This is a genomic window from Streptomyces sp. NPDC090108, assembly GCF_044747185.1.
Taxonomy (GTDB): Bacteria; Actinomycetota; Actinomycetes; order Streptomycetales; family Streptomycetaceae; genus Streptomyces.
The window spans coordinates 188,655-210,134 of sequence record NZ_JBIVDQ010000004.1; the positions used below are offsets into that span (position 1 = coordinate 188,655).

Annotated in this window: 18 protein-coding genes and 1 pseudogene; 12 read left to right on the plus strand and 7 right to left on the minus strand. The window is 69.6% G+C overall.

Features of this window, described 5'->3' with window-relative positions:
• Positions 1-2: 2 nt before the first annotated feature.
• A pseudogene (locus ACIPRD_RS15920) lies at positions 3-1,222 on the plus strand (RHS repeat-associated core domain-containing protein); the annotation flags it as partial.
• Positions 1,223-1,238: 16 nt separating this feature from the next.
• Complete coding sequence (locus tag ACIPRD_RS15925) at positions 1,239-1,775, plus strand: SMI1/KNR4 family protein (RefSeq protein WP_401563393.1); 537 nt, start codon at positions 1,239-1,241, stop codon at positions 1,773-1,775.
• A gap of 101 nt (positions 1,776-1,876) precedes the next feature.
• On the opposite strand, the gene ACIPRD_RS15930 is transcribed toward ACIPRD_RS15925, so the two are convergent.
• Positions 1,877-2,698, minus strand: coding sequence for a helix-turn-helix domain-containing protein (locus tag ACIPRD_RS15930; protein ID WP_401563396.1), 822 nt, complete (start codon positions 2,696-2,698; stop codon positions 1,877-1,879).
• 116 nt (positions 2,699-2,814) lie between these two features.
• Here ACIPRD_RS15930 and ACIPRD_RS15935 point away from each other — a divergent pair, with 116 nt between their 5' ends.
• Positions 2,815-3,177 carry a nuclear transport factor 2 family protein gene (locus tag ACIPRD_RS15935; RefSeq protein WP_356406573.1) on the plus strand — a complete coding sequence of 121 codons (363 nt, stop codon included), beginning with the start codon at positions 2,815-2,817 and terminating at the stop codon, positions 3,175-3,177.
• An 820-nt stretch (positions 3,178-3,997) separates the two neighbouring features.
• Here the strand turns inward: ACIPRD_RS15935 and ACIPRD_RS15940 are convergent.
• Complete coding sequence (locus tag ACIPRD_RS15940) at positions 3,998-4,615, minus strand: hypothetical protein (protein ID WP_356406567.1); 618 nt, start codon at positions 4,613-4,615, stop codon at positions 3,998-4,000.
• A gap of 248 nt (positions 4,616-4,863) precedes the next feature.
• Between ACIPRD_RS15940 and ACIPRD_RS15945 the strand changes: the two genes are divergently transcribed.
• The 6 genes from ACIPRD_RS15945 to ACIPRD_RS15970 all read left to right on the plus strand — a co-directional run bounded on the left by ACIPRD_RS15945 (position 4,864) and on the right by ACIPRD_RS15970 (position 10,293).
• Entirely contained in the window at positions 4,864-5,598 is a 735-nt protein-coding gene (locus ACIPRD_RS15945) for a hypothetical protein (RefSeq protein ID WP_401563401.1), read from the plus strand.
• Between the two features lie 194 nt (positions 5,599-5,792).
• On the plus strand, positions 5,793-6,218 hold the full coding sequence (locus tag ACIPRD_RS15950; protein WP_401564168.1) for an alpha/beta hydrolase: 426 nt from the start codon (positions 5,793-5,795) through the stop codon (positions 6,216-6,218).
• Positions 6,215-6,592, plus strand: coding sequence for a hypothetical protein (locus ACIPRD_RS15955; protein ID WP_401563403.1), 378 nt, complete (start codon positions 6,215-6,217; stop codon positions 6,590-6,592). The genes ACIPRD_RS15950 and ACIPRD_RS15955 overlap by 4 nt, the downstream gene beginning before the upstream one ends.
• Before the next feature lie 187 nt (positions 6,593-6,779).
• On the plus strand, positions 6,780-7,760 hold the full coding sequence (locus ACIPRD_RS15960; RefSeq protein ID WP_401563405.1) for an NAD(P)H-quinone oxidoreductase: 981 nt from the start codon (positions 6,780-6,782) through the stop codon (positions 7,758-7,760).
• Between the two features lie 89 nt (positions 7,761-7,849).
• Entirely contained in the window at positions 7,850-9,010 is a 1,161-nt protein-coding gene (locus ACIPRD_RS15965; protein WP_401563407.1) for an NAD-dependent formate dehydrogenase, read from the plus strand.
• 365 nt (positions 9,011-9,375) lie between these two features.
• Positions 9,376-10,293, plus strand: a complete 918-nt coding sequence (locus ACIPRD_RS15970) for an NADP-dependent oxidoreductase (RefSeq protein ID WP_401563410.1) — start codon at positions 9,376-9,378, stop codon at positions 10,291-10,293.
• A 148-nt stretch (positions 10,294-10,441) separates the two neighbouring features.
• On the opposite strand, the gene ACIPRD_RS15975 is transcribed toward ACIPRD_RS15970, so the two are convergent.
• Complete coding sequence (locus tag ACIPRD_RS15975) at positions 10,442-11,188, minus strand: hypothetical protein (RefSeq protein ID WP_401563413.1); 747 nt, start codon at positions 11,186-11,188, stop codon at positions 10,442-10,444.
• 473 nt (positions 11,189-11,661) lie between these two features.
• Between ACIPRD_RS15975 and ACIPRD_RS15980 the strand changes: the two genes are divergently transcribed.
• Positions 11,662-12,843, plus strand: coding sequence for a CopD family protein (locus tag ACIPRD_RS15980; protein WP_401563415.1), 1,182 nt, complete (start codon positions 11,662-11,664; stop codon positions 12,841-12,843).
• Positions 12,844-13,059: 216 nt separating this feature from the next.
• On the opposite strand, the gene ACIPRD_RS15985 is transcribed toward ACIPRD_RS15980, so the two are convergent.
• Positions 13,060-15,801 (minus strand): phosphoenolpyruvate synthase, encoded by a 2,742-nt coding sequence (locus ACIPRD_RS15985; RefSeq protein ID WP_401564171.1) that lies wholly within the window; start codon positions 15,799-15,801, stop codon positions 13,060-13,062.
• A gap of 485 nt (positions 15,802-16,286) precedes the next feature.
• Here ACIPRD_RS15985 and ACIPRD_RS15990 point away from each other — a divergent pair, with 485 nt between their 5' ends.
• Both ACIPRD_RS15990 and ACIPRD_RS15995 read left to right on the plus strand, forming a co-directional pair.
• A complete protein-coding gene (locus ACIPRD_RS15990) occupies positions 16,287-16,703 on the plus strand; it encodes a DUF3592 domain-containing protein (protein ID WP_401563417.1) in 417 nt (138 codons plus the stop codon).
• 146 nt (positions 16,704-16,849) lie between these two features.
• A complete protein-coding gene (locus ACIPRD_RS15995; RefSeq protein WP_401563420.1) occupies positions 16,850-17,242 on the plus strand; it encodes a hypothetical protein in 393 nt (130 codons plus the stop codon).
• A 90-nt stretch (positions 17,243-17,332) separates the two neighbouring features.
• On the opposite strand, the gene ACIPRD_RS16000 is transcribed toward ACIPRD_RS15995, so the two are convergent.
• The 3 genes from ACIPRD_RS16000 to ACIPRD_RS16010 all read right to left on the minus strand — a co-directional run bounded on the left by ACIPRD_RS16000 (position 17,333) and on the right by ACIPRD_RS16010 (position 21,244).
• The gene (locus ACIPRD_RS16000; RefSeq protein WP_401563423.1) at positions 17,333-18,220 is read right to left on the minus strand and encodes a hypothetical protein; all 888 of its coding nucleotides are present in this window, start codon (positions 18,218-18,220) and stop codon (positions 17,333-17,335) included.
• Positions 18,221-18,432: 212 nt separating this feature from the next.
• Entirely contained in the window at positions 18,433-20,064 is a 1,632-nt protein-coding gene (locus ACIPRD_RS16005) for a serine/threonine-protein kinase (protein WP_401563425.1), read from the minus strand.
• A 283-nt stretch (positions 20,065-20,347) separates the two neighbouring features.
• The gene (locus tag ACIPRD_RS16010) at positions 20,348-21,244 is read right to left on the minus strand and encodes a glycoside hydrolase family 19 protein (RefSeq protein WP_401563428.1); all 897 of its coding nucleotides are present in this window, start codon (positions 21,242-21,244) and stop codon (positions 20,348-20,350) included.
• Positions 21,245-21,480: the final 236 nt, after the last annotated feature.

Below are 21,480 nucleotides of genomic sequence, written 5' to 3' on the forward strand. Positions count from 1 at the left end.
CATCGCGCGCCACCGGCACCCGCGACCACACCGGAACGCGCCTCACCCGCGCCGGCCACGTCCGCTATGAACACGACACGCTCGGCCGCATCGTGCTGCGCCGGCGAACCCGCCTGTCACGCAAGCCGGACACCTGGCGCTACGCATGGAACACCGACGGCCAGCTGACCGCCGTCACCACCCCGGACGGCACCCGCTGGCAGTACACCCACGACCCGCTCGGCCGGCGCACGGCAAAGCTGCGCATGGCCGCCGACGGGGTCACCGTCCTCGAACGCACCACCTTCACCTGGGACGGCACCACGCTGTGCGAGCAGACCGTCCACAGCCACGGCTCCCCGGAACTGGTGACACTCACCTGGGACCACGACGGTCACACACCGGTTTCGCAGACCGAGTCCAAGGCGCACGCGGCCACGCCCCAGGACGTCATCGACCAGCGCTTCTTCGCCATCGTCACCGATCAGATCGGCACGCCCACCGAACTGATCGACGAGGCGGGCACGGTCGCCCGGCGCACCCGCGCCACCCTCTGGGGCGCCACCACGTGGAACAAGGACGCGACCGCCTACACCCCGCTGCGGTTCCCGGGCCAGTACTACGACCCCGAGACAGGTCTGCACCACAACTACTTCCGCCACTACGACCCCGAGTCCGGCCGCTACCTCACCCCGGACCCGCTCGGACTGCTGCCGTCGCCCAATCCCCTTGCCTACGTGGACAACCCGCACTCGCTCAGCGACCCGCTGGGTCTCACCCCTTGCGACGAGAGCGACGTCGGCTGGGGCGGCCGGGTGCAGTACGGCCCCCTCGGCCCGCACGACCGTGCCACCTCCATGCACGCCACCATCACCGACGACATGCTCGGGGGGAAGACCGCCCCTAAGATCGGGCCGGCTGGGAGCCGGACAAGGGATACAACCGTGCTCACCTGCCGGCAGCCATGATCGGAGGTTCCAACAAGGACCGCCGCAACTTCGTCACCATGCACAGCTACGCCAACTCACCCGTCATGCGCCAGGTCGAACTGCAAGTGCGCAACGCCGCACGGAGCGGCGAGATCATCCAGTACAGCGTCAGAGCCATCTACGCTGACGACCATGCGAAGATCCCCCTCGGCGTGACCATCGAGGCTCACGGCAACAACGGATTCCAGATGCGCCCGCACGGCAGCGACGGCGAGGGAACCAACATCGTCACCACCTGGAATTGCAAGCGGTGACGAAAGGATCTCTCACATGACTCCCGAACTTACCCGGCTCACGGACGTGCTCACCCCGCCCCGGGGCGACATTCCCGCCCCTGACTGGACCGCCGCCGAGACCGCGCTGCGCACCGCTGTCCCCGCCGACTTCAAGGCGCTCATCGAGACCTACGGAGCCGGCACCGTGGACAACTACCTCCTGCTGCTCGAGCCGGGCTGCCCCAACGACGTCTACGACCTCCTCAAGATCTCCGCGGAGCGCGAGGAGGCGAACGACTCCCTGTGGGAGTACGGGGACAGGCCCGAGGAGATGGAAACTCCGGGGAACCGCCTGATCTGTTGGGCCACCACCGACAACGGTGAGTACCTGTACTGGCTCGTGCGTCCCGGCGACGACCCGGACACCCGCCCCATCCTGATCAACAGCGCGTCGACGGAGGACTGGGAGCGCTACGACATGACGGTCACCCGCTTTCTGACCGCCGTCCTCACCGGGGAAGTCCGTTCCGAGGTTCTCTGGGACAGGTTCCCTCTGCCGGAGCACGAGTTCCGCCCCACCCGGAACCTGTAGACACGGGCCGGCTCCGGGCCGCCTCCGGGTGGTCACGCAGGACACCGGCGGCTCCCCAAGGCCGGCACCCGTCTGCGTGGGGACGGCCCGGTGCCGGGGCGTCACTCTCCGGCGGGGGCGCGCTGGGGCGTCGTGCGGGACAGTCGGACGAACCGCTCCCGGGTGGACGCGTCGGCCGGGAGAAAGGTCTCCATCCGCACCCCCTCCAGAGCGGCATCGGTGGGGGCGGTGAGCTGGGCCGAGGTGCTGAAGAAACGCAGCGGGTGACCGTCGGCGGCAGCGAGTTCCAGGGTGAGGACCGGGCTGCCGGTCGGTGCGGTCGGGCGGGTGCCGGCGAGGTGCACCCTGGCCTCCTCGGCCAGGGCGAGGTGGCGCGGGTCGTGGGTGCGCTCGGCGCGGTGGGTGATCTGATGGAGAAGATGTGACGCCCACTGGTCGAAATTGCCGATCCGCGGCGCCAGCCCCTCGCGGTGCAGGCACAGCCGGACGACGTTGACCGGGGGTTCCAGCAACTCCGCCGCGCACCCCGCCAGCAGGGCGTCGACCCCGGCGTTGTAGTCGATGACGTCCCAGTAGTCGTCCAGCAGCAGGGCCGGGTAGGGAAGGTGTGCGTCGAGCAGTTGCCGCAGTCCCTCCATCACGACCGCGACCGATGCGCCGTCCAGGCCGCCGTCCTGGTACCGAGGGGCGTACCCGCCCGCCAGCAGGAGCCGGTTCCTCTCCCGGAGCGGGACGTCGAGACAGTCCGCCAGGTGCAGGATCATCTCCGGCGTCGGATGGGCCCTGCCGGTCTCCACACGGCTCAGATGCCGGGTGGAGACCGAAGAGCGATCGGACAGGTCCTGCTGGCTGAAGTGGCGCCGTACCCGCCAGGTGCGCAACCGGGGGCCGACCTCGCGGGTGTCCGCGGCAGCGGTGCTCATACCGGTAGCGTAGATCGGTTCGGCGCGCTCGCCATGACCTCACAGGTCATGGCGCGACGTGCGGTGTCCGTCCACTGTGGAGCCGTCAACGCACCTGATCCGTCCGGAGGTTCGACATGAATGCGCACGCTGTCGTCGAGGCATACCTGGCCACGTGGAACTCCGAGGGCGAGCAGTTGGCCAAGCTCCTCGCCGAGCACTGGGCCGCCGACGTGACCTACACCGACCCGCTGGCCGAGATCGCCGGCCACGCCCGGCTCACCGCCTTGATCGACGGGGTGCGGCAGCAGTTCCCGGGCTGCGTCTTCACGCCCCTCGGAGAGCCGGACGCCCACCACGGCCAGCTGCGGTTCCGTTGGGGGCTCGGTCCGGAGGGCGCCGGGCCCGTGGCGATCGGCTTCGACGTCGTGGTCCTGGACGCCGACGGCCGCATCCGCGATGTCCGCGGCTTCCTCGACAAGGTGCCCGCCGACTCGTGAGCCCGCGCCCCGCAACGGCCACCACCGGGCAGGGGGCCGGCCGTGGCCGGAGCTCCTCCGCCGCGTCCTGGACGCCGACCACGCTCCGGGCGCCCGCTGGCCCTCATGCGAGACTTGAAAGCCCTTCTGACCTGCTATTTTACCGCCTGCGTCCAGGTCGACATGTTTCCGATGTCGCATCACCTGGAGTGCGTGGCGACTCTGGAGCCGGTGAAGAAGGACGCCTGAGCTGCGGGTTCAAGTGATGTGCCCGTTGCGGGCGATATTTTGACGCTGAAATGACGCTCTCCGAGGTGTCTTGACGCTCGTTCTGATGGGCGTCAGACCCTCCGGGGGCTAATCCGGTGGCCTGCGGATCAGAGCTTGAGGGCTGAGTTGCCCGTCGCATGGATGCCCCAGCCCTCAGGCGCACAGCTGGTTAGGCGGCGGCCGGGGCACCTGCTCGTTGAGTAGCGTGGCGAGAGTGCACCGCACCGCAACTGGTCGGTGGTTTTCCCGGGTACGTCTCCAAGAGCTCGAACCCGGCCGCGCGCATCGTTTCGAGGGCCTTCGGTGCGTTCGCGGCGGAACGCTTGCCCTGCGCTTCCATCGTTCGACAGATACGGCAGCGTTGGCCCGCGTTGCGGACGGATCTTCGGAAACGGCCAGGTACGCTCGTCGCGTCACTCGATCTGGTGTTCGATGGAGTGGGGAGTTCCAGTGCGCGCAGGGCGCGTTGCCGGCCGGGGCCGCTCGCTTGGGTGAGTGCGCGAGATGGAACCTATGGCAGACGCCATGTGCCGGCGCCTCGTGAGAACTTTTCCAGAGCGCGGGTGTTGCTTCAGAACGGGCGATCGGCCGTGCCCAGAACAACGAGTTCGGTGCTGCCCAGCGCCTGCGCGAGCGCCTGCGGCGCGCCGTGCATGTGGCAGTAGTCCCACTGTGCGCGGTGGATCACCTGGTCCGGGTGACCGAGCGCGTGCAGCACGTCCCAGTGCAGGGCCTGGGCCCAGACGTACCCCGGTTCGCCGTCGACGTCCATGTCCTCCGCGTCGATCGGGGTGTCCGCGAGCGCGGAGGCCAAGCGGTGGCTGTCCACGGGCCCGGTGGCGAAGTCCAGGAACGCGGTGGGATCCGCGCCCATGGGTGCCCGGTTGTCGGCGGCATCGTCCCGGTACGGCCAGGAGTCGTAGCGGTGGGCGCGAACTCCGTCCCGCCAGACCTCCAACTCCAGTCGGTCACCGTCGTACTGGAAGGCCGCCAGCACCGGGACGCCCAACTCGGCGCCGATCGGCCCGGCGAGCGCGAAGACACCGTTGCCGTCGACGCACCGGTCCGGATGGGCGAGGCAGAATCTCGGCCCGGCGGGGGTCGCGTAGCCGGCCGTGCAGACCTTGCGCAGGACGGGGGCCGCCTGTTCGAGCGGCACGGGAATCAAGATCGTGCCGTATGTGGTCACGGCCTCACCTCCTGGGACGCGGTGACCCTATGGGGCGGTTACGCTGCGCGGCAAACGAAATACGCCCACTTCAGAAGTGCGCCTCGCGCCATCCGATGGCCTTTCCACGTGGGGAGATCCATCGAGCGGGCTTGGGGGCACCCCGAGCAGAAGGTGGCCGTTTTCAAGGTTCTGACCGCTTCCGTGAAGGATCTTGGAGTCGGTCGACCTGGTGCGATCCGTCCGGAGCTGCCTGGTTGGATGAACGCATGACAGATTGGTCGACGCTCACCGATGCGTGCGGTTCCGCGGAACATGTGCCAGGTCTCCTGGACCGGTTCGAGGCCGATCCGAGTGGTGTGTGGTCCGAGGTGATGGACCATCTCTGTCCGCAGCTGGAAACAGCCTTCCCCGCCAGCTACGCGGCTCTTCCACGGCTAGCTGAGATCGCGACCGCCTGCAGTCCGGAAGATCTGGCCTCGGTGCTGCTGGCAGCCGGAGCGATAGCTTCATGTTCGTCCGGGCCGTCGGAGCCCGAAAGCCCTCTGACGGTCTACTCGTACCCGATCGGGGTTCTGCACCGCCTCGCCGATCGCCACCTGAGCCGGGCGGTCGAGGCCGAGGAGTACGTGAACCTGCTGCAGGCCCTGCTTTCCTTCGAGGGTGTCGAGATCTGGGACCGCTGCTTGGACGGTCTGCAGACCGGGGAGTACGAGGTCGACTGCCCGTACTGCGGCGTCAACATCTTCATTGTGATCGGGCAGGACGGCTACTTCTGCTGCAGCGACGACTACGCGTTGGGCGAAGTGCAGAGGCTGCCCCTCCAACCGGTGCGAACCCAAGACCTGGACGGGCTACCGCAGACGTTGTTCACGCGAGCTATGGCGGACGGGCAGGAGAGCCTGGCTCGCGGCATTCCGTACCTGTTCGGACGAGCCGCCTGCCCGGACTGCCGGACGGACTTCTCGGTAGCGGACCGGATGGCTGCCTGCTGGATTCCCTGACCTGCTCGGCTATGGACCGGCGAAGATTCGGGTCCGCAGCAGTCGGAAACCGCGTCGTCCGCACATGGCCCTTCCTGGTCAGGTCGCCGATATTGGTTGAGGGTCACCGTCAGACAGGGGTGGGGCTTGATCTCCCGCGACTGCGCGTGAGCGTGGCAGAGGGAATTTCTGACGTTACATCAGAAAAGCGACTGATGTGCCAACTCGGGCAGTTGGTGGCTGAAGTTCTGTCATTCGTAAGGCGATTGGGTGCGCAAGGCTGCTGCCCTGGGGCTTCGCGAGAAAAGGAGCACCCCATTGCTGCAAGCGACATCGTGGTAGCCGGCAGTCCGGGCATGCTGGTGGGCGATGCCGGCGACCTGGGCGTGGGCAGCGACCACGTGTGGTCCGAGGCCGCCGGCGACGACCCGGTGCCTTACATCGGCCGACCGTTCCTGGGTGGGCAGAAGTGGGGCGTGCAGTACTGCGAGGGGGTTCCCTACAGTGCCGGTGTCATCCAGACCATCCCGTCCGACGAGGCATTCGGGGCGCATCGGATGGAGGTCAACATGAGTGGGCACAGTGGGTACTGGGACGAGGGGTCGGTTTCACTGGAGAACCAAGGCAGATTCTCGACATGATCGGAATCAAGGACGGTAAAGTGACGGAGGGAGGTGCGGGCGTCTCCCTCTGTGACGAGGACCCCGATCACCTTTACCGCATGCGCCACCCTTGGTCGATCTGTGAAGTGGCCCCCGACAAACTGGAGGCCGGTTTTCAGCGTCTGCGGGAGACCCTGTCCGAGAGCGGCTGGAAAGTCGTCGCGTACGGCCGTGACACCAGCGCGAACAAGAACCTCGAACTCACTGCTGATTCAGAGAAAGAACCCTTCTCGGTCAACGCTTCCTTGCGTATCACGGGCGCGTCCGGAACCCAGCAGCCCATGCTCCAGATTCGCGTCGTCTCCGGCTGCTTCCGCGCCCCAAAGGGTACGGACCTCGGCAAGGAGTACTGACTTCGTACCGATCGGCCGCTCATACGGGTTGTGCATGGCAGAGCGGTCACGTGCGCTGCTGAGGCCAGTATCGGGGCGTGCACGCCCCGTCCTCATTGCGTAAGGGCGATCGGTTGACATACGGCGGAATCCGTGGGCATGTATGACCGATAGGCGGCTTTCGTTCCGTAGGGGTACGGTCGTGGTCATGCATGCGGTCACGGTTGCCGAACCTGGGGGGCCCGAGAAGCTGGCCTGGGCCGAGGTGCCCGATCCGGCGCCCGGTGAGGGCGAGGTGCTGGTCGAGGTGGCGGCCGCCGGTGTCAACCGGGCGGACATCATGCAGCGGCAGGGTGTCTATGACCCGCCGCCTGGCGCTTCTCCCTATCTCGGCCTGGAGTGCTCCGGCACGATTGCCGCGCTCGGCCCCGAGGTCTCCGGCTGGTCGGTCGGCGAGGAGGTGTGCGCGCTCCTCGTGGGTGGCGGTTACGCCCAGAAGGTCGCTGTGCCGGCCGGGCAAGTGCTGCCCGTGCCCAAGGGTGTCAGCCTTGTGGATGCCGCGGCGCTGCCCGAGGTGGTGTGCACGGTCTGGTCCAACGTGTTCATGATCGCGCACCTGCGCCCCCGCGAGCTCCTCTTCGTGCAGGGCGGCTCCGGAGGTATCGGCACCATGGCGATCCAGCTGGCCAAGGCCATCGGTGCCCGCGTCGCGGTGACTGCCGGCTCGAAGGAGAAGCTGGAATTCTGCGCCGAGCTGGGCGCGGACATCCTGATCGACTACCACGAGCAGGACTTCGTCACCGAGATCGAGCGCGCCACCGACGGCGCCGGCGCCGACGTCATCCTCGACAACATGGGCGGCGGCGACTACCTGGACCGCAACGTCGCGGCCCTCGCCGCCAACGGACGACTCGCGATCATCGGCCTGCAGGCCGGCACCAAGGGCGAACTGGACATCGCGGCTCTGCTGATGAGGGAGGGGGCCGTCACCGCGACCTCACTGCGATCACGGCCGCTGAAGGAGAAAGCCGCCATCGTCGCCGGCGTACGCGAACACGTCTGGCCCCTGATCGCCGCGGGTAAGGTCCGCCCCGTCATCGACCGCGAACTGCCCATGTCCGAAGCCGCCGAAGCGCACCGCGCACTGGACGGCAGCCACATCGGAAAAGTACTGCTCACCACGCCATAGCGGGGCAGGAATTTCGACGCGCATCCGGTCAGGCGGACCGTCAGACTCGCACCAGCACCCGAGTGACCGCCACCGCGAAGGGATTGCCGATGTCGACCGTACTGTGCGTCCTCTACCCGGACCCGCAATCCGGATACCCTCCGGTCTATGCGCGGGACGAAATCCCGAAGATCGAGTGGAATGTCAACGGTCGACCGGCCCCCGAACCCCAGGGTCCGCTCGGGTTCAAGCCAGGAGAATTGATCGGGTGCGTTTCGGGTGAGCTCGGACTGCGAAGCTACCTGGAGAAGCTCGGTCACACATTCATCGTGACGACCGACAAGGACGGGGAGCAGTCCGAATTCGAGAAGTATCTGCCCGATGCCGAGGTCGTCATCTCCCAGCCGTTCTGGCCGGCTTATCTGACGAAGGAGCGCATCGCCAAGGCGCCGAAACTGAAACTCGCCCTCACGGCGGGGATCGGTTCCGATCACGTCGACCTGGAGGCCGCGGCGCAAGCTCACGTGACGGTCGCCGAAGTCACCGGCTCGAACAGCACAAGCGTGGCCGAGCACATCGTCATGATGATCCTGTCCCAGGTCCGCAACTACCTCCCGGCGCACGGGATCTCCGTCAACGGCGTCTGGAACATCTCGGACTGCGTCGAGCGCGGCTACGACATCCAGGGCATGAAGTTCGGCGCGGTGGGAGCCGGCCGCATCGGCCTGGCCGTACTGCGCCGGTTGAAGCCCTTCGGCCTGGAGCTCCACTATCACCAGCGTCATCCTCTCGACCCCGAGATCGAGAAGGAACTCGGGCTCACCTTCCATCCCGACCTGGAATCGATGATCTCCGAAATCGACATCGTGAGCCTGCAGATTCCGCTGTACCCGTCGACGGAGAACTTGCTGGACGCCGAAATGTTCAGCAAGATGAAGCGCGGAACATACGTCATCAACTGCGGCCGTGCGAAACTGGTCGAACGTGACGCTGTCGTCGAGGCGCTCGGGTCCGGTCACATCGCAGGCTATGCGGGAGACGTGTGGTTTCCTCAACCGGCGCCGCCCCAACACCCCTGGCGCACCATGCCGTTCAACGGCATGACGCCTCACATTTCCGGAACGACGCTTTCCGCGCAGGCCCGCTACGCCGCCGGAACGCTCGACATCCTGCAGTGCTACTTCGAGAAGCGTCCCATCTGCGAGGAGTATCTCGTCGTCGACGGTGGGAACCTCGCCGGCGTGGGAGCCCAGTCGTACGAGTTGAAGTGATGCTCCGGAGGCGACGGGCATGACGGTGAACCGTACCGGCATGGTCGCCCACACCGGACGGCCCCGGGCCGTGGCCGCTGCGGCGACCGTGCGCGAGTGGTGTGCGAGGCACGCCGTCGAGTGCGCCACCGTCGATGTCTGGCACGAGGGTGATCGGCACAGCGCCCACGACGAGGTCGACACCGCGCACCATCCGGATCCGGATCTGATCGTCGCCCTGGGCGGCGACGGCACCGTCCTGCGTGGCGTCCGGCCGGCCGCCGAGGACGACGCCTCGACGGCCGGATCCGCGGCCTGCTCAACCCCGGCGACCGGATCGGTGTCCCTGCCGCGTCGCGCAGAGACCGTGAGCCGTTGGAGGAATCATGAAGGCAGTCACCGTCGACGCCACCGGCGAAGCACCCCGGGTCACCGACATGCCGGAGCCCAAGGTCGGTCCGGACACCGTCCTCGTCCGCGTCAAGGCCGCCGGGGTCAACCCGGTGGACTGGAAAGTCGCCGCAGGCCGTCTCGACCCGGTCATGTACCTGTACTTCCCGCTGATTCCCGGCTGGGACGCGGCTGGGGTCGTGGAGCGGGTGGGTGCCGCCGTCACGGACTACGCGCCCGGCGACGAGGTGATCGCCTACGACCGGACGGACACGGTGCAGCACGGCACCTACGCCGAGCTCGTGCCGGTGCCCGTCCGCGCGGTCGCCCGCAAGCCCGCTTCGCTCACCTGGGCCCAGGCCGGCGGACTGCCACTGGCCGGACTGACCGCCCTGCAGTCGTTGCAGGCCGCGGACGTCACCAAGGGTGACATCGTGCTGGTGAACAACGCGGCAGGAGGCGTCGGTACCTTCGCCGTCCAGATCGCGGTGGCCGCGGGGGCCCACGTGATCGGCACGGCGAGCGAGGCCAAGGCGGACTTCCTGCGCTCGCTGGGCGCGGAGCACGTGGCGTACGGAGAAGGACTCGTCCAGCGAGTGCGGGATCTGGCCCCCGAAGGGGTCGACGCGTCCCTCGACTTCTACGGAGGCGAGGCGACCTCCGCATCTCTGGAGGTGACCAAGTCGCCGTCCCGCGTCGTGTCCATCGCCGACCCCGCCATCCGGGAAAAGGGCGGCGTCTACGTCTTCGCCCGCCCGGACCACTCCGGCCTGACGAAGCTGGGTGACCTCGCGGACGCCGGGAAGCTGACGGTCCATGTGGAGCGGGAACTGCCCCTGGCAGACGTCGCCGAGGCGTGGCGGCTCAGTCAGGAGGGGCACGTGACGGGAAAGATCGTCCTACAGGTCTCCTGACGCCGGACGACCCTTCGGCCCATGCACCTCGTTCTGATGGGGCGTCAGGTGTTCTGTGACGCTGGTCGGACGGGTTGGTAATGCCGGGCGCGTCAGATACGGGCCGGTGCCGGCCGCGGCCGGCACGGATCGGGTGCTGTGCGTCTGGTCAGCCGAGCGGAACGGCGTTCGCGGGGCTGGTGTGCCAGTTGGTGACGACCGGGGCGTCGACGGTGATGGTGCCGACAGGCAGCGAGACCGGGTTGGGGTCGCTGTCGCCGACGGCGACGATGATGGAGTCCAGCTCCTTGCCGCCGTTGTCCTTGGTGGTCTTCGGGTTCACCCCGGCGTAGGCGGCGACGCTTCCGCTCAGCTTGATCTGCTGGGGCGCGGCCTTCTCCGCGGCACCCGCCTCGGTGCCGTCGGAACCGAACGCCACGGTCGGAAGCGCGGCGGGCAGGTAACACGTGATGCCTGACTTCGCCTTGGCGGTGATCAGGATGTACCCACCGGCCTGAGTCTCGGACTTGGCGCTCCAGGAGATGTCGTTGGCGCCGCAGCTCTGCCCGACCGGCTCCCGCTTCCCGCTACCGGTGTCGGCGCCGGAGCCGGAAGCCGAGCCCGAGCCCGAGCCCGAGCCCGAGTCGGAGCCGGAGTTGGAGTTGGAGCTCGAACCGGAGGTCGAGCCGCCGGTTCCCTTTCCCGCCGCCCCGGCCGTCCCGGCCGTCCCCGTCGTCCCCGTCGTCCCCGCAGTCCCGGCCGAGTCGGCCGCCCCGCCGGCGGGGGTGGCGGACGAGGAGTCCTTGGAGGCATCCGTGCCCGTGGCCGCCTGCCCGTCCTGACATGCGGTCATCAGCATGGCCCCACCGACGAGGACGGCGGAGGCGAGGAGGGTCTTGCGACGGTTGCCGAACATGGAATCCCCTTGTGGTCGTGAGCGGTTGCGGCCCGGAGGCGCTTCGCTTCGTGGTGGCCGCATGACAACCATGAGGCATCTGTGGGTCGAAAAGGCGCGGCAGCGTCGTTCCATGACAACGCTGTCACAGACCGGTGACATGATCACGCCGGGCGGTCGTGCGCGGCTGTCCCATGGTGGCGGTGGCGTTGATGCCGCGGCCCATCCGGGACGCCGGAACCCGTGCGGTCGAGGGCCGTGGTGGAGGAATCGGGCCTCCCTTCGGTCTCATCGACGGCCCCCTTGGCCGCAGAATCGGCGGGCCTGATCCCGCCCCCCGATCTCCGAATCGCCGTCGGGCCGGCAGGAGCGATCCGACGGGCAAGCGCGACAGTCGACCCGACGGCAGTGAGGTCCGTCGGCAGTGAGGTCCGTCGACCGCGAGGTCCGTCTGCCCTGCCCCGATGCTCAATCACTTAGGTTAGGCTTACCTAATGAGCGCACTGTTGCTGGCCGCGGACGCGGCCGGATACACCCTGCCCACAGCCTGGCGGGCACTGACCAAGACGGGTTACTTCGTCGGCCTGACCGGTTCCATAGGCGGCCTCGTCACCTACGCCGCCACCGTCCGACCCGTCGTCAGGGGATCGTCGGACACGGAGGCCGTGGGCGACAACGCCGTGCTGCGCCACCGGTCGGCGAGCTACCTCGCCTGGTCCGGCGTGGTGCTGCTGGTGACCGGATACTTCCAGCTCGCCGCGCGCGTGGCCCGGGCAGGCGCGGGTATGCCGTTCGGCGACGCTCTCGCCCCGCGGCGCCTATGGCAGTTCCTGCGGGCACCCGCCGACAAGGGCGCCTGGACCGCGCAGGGCACCGTCTTCCTCGTGCAGAACCTCGTCCTGCTCGTGACCGCGGCCACCCTCATGACCCTGTTCACGCGGGGCGCGCGGCGCCGACTGGGGCCGATCGCCCTCACCGCTCTGCCTCTCGCACTGGCGGTGACACTGATCGCCGCCGTACCGGTCACCGCACCGCAGGCGACGAGTGACCTCCTGGACCTGGTCTTCACCCAGATCCACATCGTCAGCGGCACGGTATGGCTCGGCGGCCTGGCCCTGCTCAGCCTTCTCGCCACCACGCGACGCCGGTTGAGTCCGGACGCGGGTCTGCTCTGGGCCGACATGTGGCGCCGTTTCAGCCTCGTCGCGATGATGTGCGTCGCCGCCGTCGTCATCTCGGGTCTCTGGATGAGCTGGGAACACGTCGGCACGATCAGCCAGTTGTGGACCACCGGCTACGGAGTCGCCCTGCTGGTGAAGGTCGTTCTGGTCCTGGGGCTGGTCACCGCGGGCGCCTTCAACCAGCTCTGGCTGATGCCACGCATGGCCCAGGCGCGCCGCGCGGGCGAGACCACCTCGCTCTTCCACCTGACGCTGCGGCACTTCCCGAAGGTCGTCTGGGGTGAGGTCGCCCTGGGGCTGGCCGTTCTCCTGGTGATCCCCTTCCTCAGCGGTTCCGCCCGCGCGGAGGCCGGCAGCCCGGAGGCCGAGCCGTCAGCGGGCATCTTCGCCGCCGGCGCGACGCTCGCTCTCGCACTGGCGGTGTCCCTCTACGCCACAGCCAAGACATCCGACGCGCTCGCACGCCGCCAGGTTGCCGTCACTGATCCGGCCTGACCGACCGTGGGCTCCCGCCGGAGGCACGTCGACGGCCACCTTCCGTACGCCGTCCAGGACGGCTTCGAGTCCGGCGCCGAGGCCGTGACAGCGGTCCTCGACGAGGGCAGGACGTGGAGGGGGAAAGCCTGGCGCTCGAACGGCCCTCGTCCCTGCGAGGCCGTCAGAGCCCCGCGTCGTCAGGGGACTTCCGCGGGGCCCTTCCAGCGCCGTTGATCAGGACAGGATCTCCACGTACCCCTCCGTCCCGTGGACCCGGATGCGCTGGCCGTCGCGGATCAGGCAGGTGGCGGCGTCGACGCCGACCACGGCCGGGAGGCCGTACTCGCGGGCGATGACCGCGCCGTGGGTCATCAGGCCGCCGACCTCGGTCACCAGGCCCGCGATGCCGACGAACAGGGGTGACCAGCTGGGGTCGGTGAAGGCGGTGACCAGGATGTCGCCCGCTTCGAGGTCGGCCTTCGCGATGTCGAGGACCACGCGGGCCCTTCCCTCGACGGTACCGGTGGACACGGGCAGGCCGGTCAGCGCGCCGGCCGGTACGTCCTCGCGGCGGTACGACCCGGTGAGGGCCTCGCCGTCCGAGGTGAGCACCCGGGGCGGGGTGAGCGTCCGGTACGACCGGAACGCCTCCCTGCGCCGCTGGACCAGCGCGGCGTCCGCCTTCCGCGTGCGCACCACGTCGTGCAGTTCCTGGAACGTCAGGTAGAAGACGTCCTCCTCATCGCCGAGCACGCCGGCCCGCACGAGGCGCCCCGCCTCTTCCAGCAGGGCCCGCTTGTAGACGAAGTAGCGGCTGACGATGCCGTACTTGGGATACTCCCGGTACCCGATGAAGGTCCGCACGCGGTCGATCATCCGCTTGGTCTCGTCGGCCTTGCGGTCCCCGTCCGGAAGGGCCCGCAGCCGGGACAGCACGTCCCGCTCCTTCTCCCCGGCCCTGTGCAGCCCCTGTTCGAAGCGCTGCGCGGCGACGCCCGGCCCGAAGTTCCGGACGTTGTCCAGGATCACGGGCAGCAGGGTGGCGGGGCGCTCGCTCCAGCGGGGCCGCGTGATGTCGATCTCGCCGACGCAGCGCATGCCGTACCGGCCGAGGTAGCCCTCCAGGGCGTCGCGCGCCGCCGCGCCGCCCGGGAGCTTCGCCAGCTCGTCCATGAAGTCGTCGTCCTCGACCGTCCTGAGGAACTCCAGGACCTCCGCGTGCGGACGGATCACGTCCGCGACGTCGAGCAGCGCCAGCCCCATCTCCGACGTGACGTTGCCGGGCGCGGACAGGGTCAGCGTGTCGGCGGCGTTCTTCTCGCCGAGCCACTCCAGCAGGTTGTCGTTCAGCCACCAGGTGGCTTCCATCCCCGCCATGATCGCCTGGATGTTCAGCGGATCTCCCAGGGCCCGCCTGTGTTCCTCGAAGGCCTCCAGCAGGAAGTCGAACAGCGCCGGTCCGGTCTTCGTCCGGATGTCGCGTTCCAGGGCGGCGACGGACCGCCGGCTGCGCGCGATCAGCTCGGCAACGACCGCCGGATCGGTGGCGATCGGTTCGGGCGCGGCTGCGCCGGAACCGGCCGGTCCGGCCGCGCCACCGGGAGCCGCGCCGCCGGGAGCCGCGCCGCTGGGAGCCGCGCCGCTGGGAGCCGCGCCGCTGGGAGCCGCGCCATCGGCAGCCGTGCCGCGAGCAGCCGCGCCGCCGGGAGTCGTCGCGCCCGCGGCCGGGTCCGGCCGCGACGGGACGAAGCCGTCCGCGTCGAGGACGGTCTCCAGGGCGTCCCTGGTCAGCGGATCGCCCCTCCCGATGACGTCCAGCAGGCCGGCGCGGGTCGCGGGCGAGGCCAGGCGCGGGGTGACGTCGACGAACAGCCTCCCGCCCGCCTCGTGCATCGGCACCATGGCCGTCAGCCGCCACATGGAGAGCCCAAGAGGCTTCATGGCGTCGGTCATCATCTGCTGGTGGCCGACGGAGAGGTAGACGTGGTTCTCCCCGTCGTCCGCCTCCGGGACCGGGAACAGCGTGGTGACCGGGCGGCTCTGGACGATCTGGAAGTCGTCGTCCACCCGGCACCATTCGATGTCCTGCGGGCGGCCGAAGTGCCCCTCGATCCGCCGCCCGAGCTCCACGAGCCGTACGGCCTGCGCGTCCGTCAGCGACGGCTGCTCCCGCCGCCCCGGATCGACCGCCACCTCCCGCGTCCCGCCGCCCGGCAGCGCCTCGACGGCACGCTCCTTGGCGGCGATCGTACGGACGACCACCACGCCGTCGCGCACCTTGAAGACGTCCGGGTTCACCAGGCCGGAGACCAGGGCCTCGCCGAGACCGAAACCGGCGTCCACGGTGGCGACCTTCCGGTTGCCCGTGACGGGATCGGCCGTGAACAGGATTCCGGACGCGTCCGGGAAGACCATCCGCTGCACGACGACGGCCATGCGGACCGTACGGTGGTCGATGCCGTTGCGCAGGCGGTAGATCACGGCCCGCTCGGTGAACAGCGAGGCCCAGCAGCGGCTGATGTGCTCCAGGACCGCTGCCGGCCCCACGACGTTCAGATACGTGTCCTGCTGGCCGGCGAACGAGGCCGTCGGCAGGTCCTCCGCCGTCGCGCTCGACCGCACGGCGCAGGCGGTTCCCTCGCCGAGCCGGGCCAGCGAGCGGGTGACCGACGCCGTGACGTCCTCCGGCACGGCGACCGACTCGACGGTACGGCGGATCCGCGCGCTGAGCGTACGGATCGCCTCGCGGTCGTCCGGATCCAGGCGCAACAGCCGGTCCAGGAGGCCGTCGAGCGCCGGGGCCTCCGCCGTGATCCGGCGGAAGGCGTCCGTCGTCACGCAGAAGCCGTCCGGTACACGGATGCCCTCGATCCGCGACAGCGCGCCCAGGTGGGCGCCCTTGCCGCCGGCGACCGCGAGCCGCGTCTCGTCCGCCTCTCCGAGCTCGTCGAGATCCAGCACGTACCGCTCGGTCATCGCGACACCTCCGTCGTGGCCGGACTCCGTCGTACCGCGGCGGCGGATCGCCTCACCCGGTTCTCCCGTTCCGTCGAACCTCTTGTCGAGCACAGCCCCATCCCTGCCATCCCTGCATTCCTGCCCTCGGCGAGCCGGCCGGCCGTCCCTCCGGCCGTCCGCCCCGCCCAGCCCGGCGGCACGCACCGTCGGACGGGACGCACCGTCGGGCGGCACGCACTGTCGGACGGGACGCACCGACGGACGGCACGCGCCCCGGCATCCCCGCGCCGTGGGGCGTCGGCCGCCGATTGTGCGGCATGAAGGGGGCCTTGCGGCAAGACCCCCCATGCGCTATACGTTAGGAAGGGCAGGGAGAGGTTTCTCCTTGCTTTCTTTGTGTCCGGGGGCGTTCCGGGCCCTCGATTGCGGACTCCTGACTCTCACCGGCCGGCCCGTCGGCGCATGATCCAATAGGAGGCCGTTGACGAGGGAGGACAGGGTTCTTGGCCGGATTGTTGGGTGCGGGCATCCCGCTGTTGGTCGGGGCGCTGTTCCTGGTCATCGGCATCAACCTCCTGCGCGGAGCGCGACGGCTGAGGAGGGACGGAGCGAGCGCCCGTGCCACGGTCGTCGGCTTCCAGACGCGGAGGCAGGTCGATTCCAACAGGATGATGTACACCCCGGTGCTCCAGTGGGTGACCGCTGACGGCCGGACGGTGGAGGTGACGTCCTCCTCCGAGAGCAGCTCGGTGGGCGATCTGCGGCGAGGCGGCGAGGTGACGGTCTTCTACGACCCGGACAACCCGCGGCGCATGCTCATCGACGGCTTCGACGGCAACTTCCTGGCCGGCATCTTCTGCTTCTTCGGCGCTGCCGCGCTGGTCGGCGGGATCGCCGTCGCCTGCGTCGACCTCTTCTGACGAACGCCGGCGCGAGCGCGGGCTCTTCGCCCCGTGGACGTACTCACGCGGAGGTGAGCCGGGTTCTTCACTCCCCGGGTGTACTCACGCGGAAGTGAGTACGAGCGCGCCTGATCGGCGGCCGCCGGGACGGACATGCTTCTTCCATGGGAGAAGAGATACGCAAGACTGTTGCGCGGCCGCTGTCGATCGTCGTGGCCGCCGCCGTCGCGATGGCCGCATGGGCCGCGTGGCTGGGCTGGGACCAGCATCGCGATGTGCACCCCGACGGTTCGACGACCGGCCCCTACGGGGCGTGGCAGGTGGCCGGGCTGGTGCTGACGCTGCTGGTGCCGGTGTGCTGGGCGGCGTACCGGCGCCGGACGGCGGCCGCTGTGCTCGGCGTCCCGGCCGGCCTCACCGTCGCCGCCCTGGTCGACTGGTCCGGCGACGGCGACGGACTCTTCGTGATCGGTGCGCTGCTGGTCCTGGTGGGGAGCCTGGCCGCGACCGGCCTCGTCGCCTTCCTGGCCACCTCGTCGCGGCGCCGCGAAGCGTGACGGGACCGGGCGCCGGGGCGGCCCGAGATGCCCGGTCGGCCCTCCGTTCGCGGACGCCCCCGGCCCGGCGGGCCGGGGGCCGGCACCCGCTCAGTAGCGGTCGAGCACCAGCTGCGTCTTGAGCACGTCCCCGTGGTACAGCCAGCCGTGCGCGTCGGCCGTGGCGATGGCGTCGGCGTGGAGCTGGGCGGCGTCGGCGTAGTCGTCGGTCTTGAACGACAGCTCGACGACGTACTCGGTGCCGCTCCCGCTCGCGGCCTTCACGGGCAGTACCTCGATGGAGGCGTCGTCGGACGACTCCCACGCGCCCGACCAGGTCTGCGAGGTCACCGGGCCGTGGACGCGCGAGGCCGACAGGGTGTTTGAGCCCCAGTTGTTCGCGGACCAGTCGTCGAGCTTGCCCGGGATCTCGTTGACCAGCCAGCCCCGGCCGGTGCTCGCGGCCGGCATCGAGGTGCCCGAGTAGCCGCTCGCGCTGTGGCTCTTCTCGTTGCTGAAGCTCAGGGTCTGCTTGGAGTAGCCCCAGTCCACCTCGGCGTCGTAGTTGGTGTCGCTGCTGTCGAAGCCCTCCGCGTTCGCCTCGTCCAGGGCGGCGTCGATGTCGCCGTTGGACACGGGGAAGCGCTTCTTGTAGCTCTCCTCGAAGTCCGAGCCCGACTTGTGGCGGAGCCGGACGTCCCAGCCCTGGGCGTTCAGGGCCAGCGCGTCGGTGTCGAAGTACTCGTAGGAGCGCGACTTCGCCGAACCCGTGATGCCGAAGGCCGACTTCACCGCGGCCGTCGGGAGATGCGAGGAGTCCAGCGCCGCCGTCGTGAGATTCACCTTCACCTCGTACGTCGGTACGGCGTCGGCGTCGGCGAACGCCGGGGTCGCGGGCGCGAGTACGGCGAGGGAGACGGTGAGCGACGCGGCGAGGGCGAGCGCGGACGCGGCGAACGGGCGGCGTGCCGGCGCCGGCGCCGGAGAAGTAATGGCCATGTCAGGAAGGTCGCGCCGCCCGGTGATCTACAGGTGGTCGGCAGGGGTGCTCCGGATGAAGCGCAGACGTCGGGCAGGGCGCACCCCCGGGGTCGACCCCTAGGCCCGCGCGCCTCCCGGGCAGAGTGAACCCCTGGGCCGGAGCACGGTCCCTGGACGGGCACGCCCCGGGGTCGCGGGCTCCGTGGGATCTCCCATGGCGGCAGCGCGCGTCAGGGCGCCCGCCACACCGTCAGGTCCCCGGTGACGAAGCAGCTGCCGTACTCCGGATTGGCCGTCATCTTCGTCTGGATGACGAACAGGGCGATGTCCCCGGCGCGGTCCTTGACGCAGACCTCGCTGCCGTAGGCGGTGTCGGACATCGAGAGGTGGTGGTTGTGCGAGCCGGTGAGAAGGGCGCGGCACCAGCCGAGAGAGGCTCCCGGGTCGGCGGAGGACAGCTCGATCGTGCCGGTTTCGCTCTCCAGTTCGCATGCGTTCTTGTCGCAGGAGAGACGGATGTCCCCCTTGCGGTCGCTGTGTTCGCTGCCGTCCTTGAGATACAGCGAGTTCTTCTCGATCAGCATCTGGTTGGGGTAGGGGAGGGGGAGCGGTTGCTTCGGCCGGGCGGAGGAGCGCAGCGGCGCTCCCGATGCCGGCTCATCGCCGCCGGACGTGGACGACGCCGCCCGGCTCTCGTGGCGGAGCCGGTCGATCGCGCTCTTGGCGGTCCATGTCGCTCCCATCACCAGCAGGCTCCCGGCCAGCCCCAGCGCGGTCGCGATCAGCACGATGCGGCCCTTGCGGGGAGGCCGCGGGCCCGGGGGGACGGACGAATACCGTGCGGGGAACGGGAACCCGGGCGTGGGGAACGGGACACCGGGGTGACCGTGGCCCGGTGAGGGATAGGGCGCGTAGGGCCCGGGGAAGGGGGTCGGGCCGGGCACCGCCGGTGTCGCCGGTACGGGAGGCGGAACCGTCACCCCGGGTCCCGTGACCTCCTGCCAGACCTCCGGTCCCGCGCCGCCCCCAGCGTCCTCGCCCAGCTCCCGCCGGCACCACTCGACGATCTCCGCCGCGGTGGCCCGGTCCTCCGGTTCGGCGGCCAGACACCGGGCGATCAACGGACGCAGGCGCGCGGGCAGTTCCGACAGGTCGGGTGCGGAGTGCACGATCTGGTACAGCACGTAGACCGCGGGGCCGTCCCCGTACAGCGAGCGGCCCAGCGCCGCGAACGCCACCGTCTGGCCGAGCGCGAAGATGTCGGCCGCCGCGGTGACCTCGCCCGGGGACGCCTGTTCGGGAGCCATGAACGAAGGGGTGCCGGCCGTGGCGCCCGTGGTCGTGCGCGAGGTGGCGTCGGAGGCCAGCGAGACGCCGAAGTCGATCACCCGCGGCCCGTCGGCGGCCAGCAGCACGTTCGACGGCTTCAGGTCCCGGTGCACGATTCCCGCGTCGTGGATGCCCTGGAGCGCCTCGGCCACGCCCGCCATCAGCCACAGCGCCGCCGGCACCGGAAGCGGGCCGTTCCGGGCGACGACCTCCGCCAGGGAGGGTCCGGGGACGTACAGCGTGGCCAGCCACGGCGGTGTACCGTCCGGGTCGGCGTCGATCAACTCGGCGGTGTACGCGCCCCGGACGCGGCGGGCCGCCGCTATCTCGCGGCGGAATCTGCGGCGGAACGACGGGTCCTCGGCGAGTTCGGGCCGCACCACCTTGATGGCCAGCGGACGGCCGCCCTGCGTGTGGGAGAGGTACACGCGGCCCATGCCACCCGCACCGAGCCGTGCGGCGAGACGGTAACCGGCCACGAGGGGCGGATCGTCCGCCTGCAACGGCTGGAACACCCCGGTGGCGTCGTTCATCGGCTGCCGTCCCCCTTCATCCCCGCGCTCCCTCGCGCCGATCCGTCCGGCCGACTGACGTGTGACCAGCGGCAGAAGACTATGCGTGGCGTCGCACCTCGGGGAACGGAGGGGCCTGGACGGGGACGCCACGACCGCGACGGTCGGTGTCGCGGTCGTGGCGGGGTGCGGCGCGGGCGCCCTCGATGCACTGCGCGTTCCCCCGGTCCAGGTCCCGGATGTCAGGAACGGAACCTGGAAGCAGGGGAGTTCAGGCGCATCTGAGCCTGTCCCGGAAGGGGCCTCAGCAGTAGAGGTTCGCGCCGGGGGAGACCCCGAGGATCTGCGTGAACCGCTGGTAGGCGTCGACGCGGCTCTGCACCTGGGCCGGGTTGCGGCCGTCGCACTCGAGCGAGCCGTTGATGCTGCGGATCGTCTGGCCGAACCCGGCCTGGTTCACCATGGCGTTGTGCGGGGTCATGGAGCCGGGGCCGGACTGGGTGTTCCAGTACCAGAGGCCGGTCTTCCAGGCGACCGCCGCGTCGGTCTGCACCAGGTTGGGGTTGTGCAGCAGGTCGATGCCGAGGGCGTCACCGGCCGCCTTGTAGTTGAAGTTCCAGCTGAGCTGGATCGGGCCGCGCCCGTAGTACGCCGCCTGGCCGGCCGGGCAGCCGTACGACTGGCTCCAGTCGCAGTAGGTCGGGTAGTTGGCGGTGTTCTGCTCGACCACGTAGACCAGACCGCCGGTCTCGTGGTTGACGTTGGCGAGGAAGGCCGCGGCCTCCTGCTTCTTCACCGTGTCGCTGCCGGAGTTGGCGAAGCCGGGGAAGGCGCTGAGGGCGGCGACGAGGCCGTTGTACGTGTAGAACGAGTTCCGGCTCGGGAACATCTGGTTGAACTGGGCTTCGCTGACCACGAAGTTGCCGGCCGGGGTGGTCGTACCGCCGTCACAGCTGTACGGGTCCCAGTACCAGGTGCTGATGATGGGGTCGTAGCCCGGGTTGTCGTGCTCGGCGATGTACGTCCTGCCGTCCGTGTAGCGGACGATGTCGCCGGTGGCGTACGACTTTCCGGCCACCCATGCGGGGTAGCTGGAACAGGAGGCGGCCGTCGAGGCCGAGGCGGCCGGGGCCGGCAGCAGCAGCGGGGCCGTCGCGAGGGCGAGCGCGGTCAGCGCGGCGGAGACGTGTCGTCTCGACACAGAATCAACTCCTTTACGGTCCACGGCCTTACCGGGGCGGAGCGGAAGGGGACCGGCTTCCCGCGTGCGCCGGTGGACACCGCACGTGGCGTGGGGGGCGGCCGTGGTGGGGGGTGTGAGGGCCACACTCAACTGCGTTGGTCTGTACCAGTCAAGCCGATGGGGTGGCCGGGGGTGGAGATCGGTCAACCTCGTTGTGGCGTAGGGCAGTTGATGTCCGTATCTTCCGATGGCCG

What these genes read in the sequence shown, in the direction of transcription:
- ACIPRD_RS15925 (WP_401563393.1), top strand. Translation starts at nt 1,239, where the DNA reads ATGACTCCCGAACTTACCCGGCTCACGGACGTGCTCACCCCGCCCCGG.
- ACIPRD_RS15930 (WP_401563396.1), bottom strand. Translation starts at nt 2,698, where the DNA reads ATGAGCACCGCTGCCGCGGACACCCGCGAGGTCGGCCCCCGGTTGCGC.
- ACIPRD_RS15935 (WP_356406573.1), top strand. Translation starts at nt 2,815, where the DNA reads ATGAATGCGCACGCTGTCGTCGAGGCATACCTGGCCACGTGGAACTCC.
- ACIPRD_RS15945 (WP_401563401.1), top strand. Translation starts at nt 4,864, where the DNA reads ATGACAGATTGGTCGACGCTCACCGATGCGTGCGGTTCCGCGGAACAT.
- ACIPRD_RS15950 (WP_401564168.1), top strand. Translation starts at nt 5,793, where the DNA reads ATGTGCCAACTCGGGCAGTTGGTGGCTGAAGTTCTGTCATTCGTAAGG.
- ACIPRD_RS15955 (WP_401563403.1), top strand. Translation starts at nt 6,215, where the DNA reads ATGATCGGAATCAAGGACGGTAAAGTGACGGAGGGAGGTGCGGGCGTC.
- ACIPRD_RS15960 (WP_401563405.1), top strand. Translation starts at nt 6,780, where the DNA reads ATGCATGCGGTCACGGTTGCCGAACCTGGGGGGCCCGAGAAGCTGGCC.
- ACIPRD_RS15965 (WP_401563407.1), top strand. Translation starts at nt 7,850, where the DNA reads ATGTCGACCGTACTGTGCGTCCTCTACCCGGACCCGCAATCCGGATAC.
- ACIPRD_RS15970 (WP_401563410.1), top strand. Translation starts at nt 9,376, where the DNA reads ATGAAGGCAGTCACCGTCGACGCCACCGGCGAAGCACCCCGGGTCACC.
- ACIPRD_RS15975 (WP_401563413.1), bottom strand. Translation starts at nt 11,188, where the DNA reads ATGTTCGGCAACCGTCGCAAGACCCTCCTCGCCTCCGCCGTCCTCGTC.
- ACIPRD_RS15980 (WP_401563415.1), top strand. Translation starts at nt 11,662, where the DNA reads ATGAGCGCACTGTTGCTGGCCGCGGACGCGGCCGGATACACCCTGCCC.
- ACIPRD_RS15985 (WP_401564171.1), bottom strand. Translation starts at nt 15,801, where the DNA reads ATGACCGAGCGGTACGTGCTGGATCTCGACGAGCTCGGAGAGGCGGAC.
- ACIPRD_RS15995 (WP_401563420.1), top strand. Translation starts at nt 16,850, where the DNA reads ATGGGAGAAGAGATACGCAAGACTGTTGCGCGGCCGCTGTCGATCGTC.
- ACIPRD_RS16000 (WP_401563423.1), bottom strand. Translation starts at nt 18,220, where the DNA reads ATGGCCATTACTTCTCCGGCGCCGGCGCCGGCACGCCGCCCGTTCGCC.
- ACIPRD_RS16005 (WP_401563425.1), bottom strand. Translation starts at nt 20,064, where the DNA reads ATGAACGACGCCACCGGGGTGTTCCAGCCGTTGCAGGCGGACGATCCG.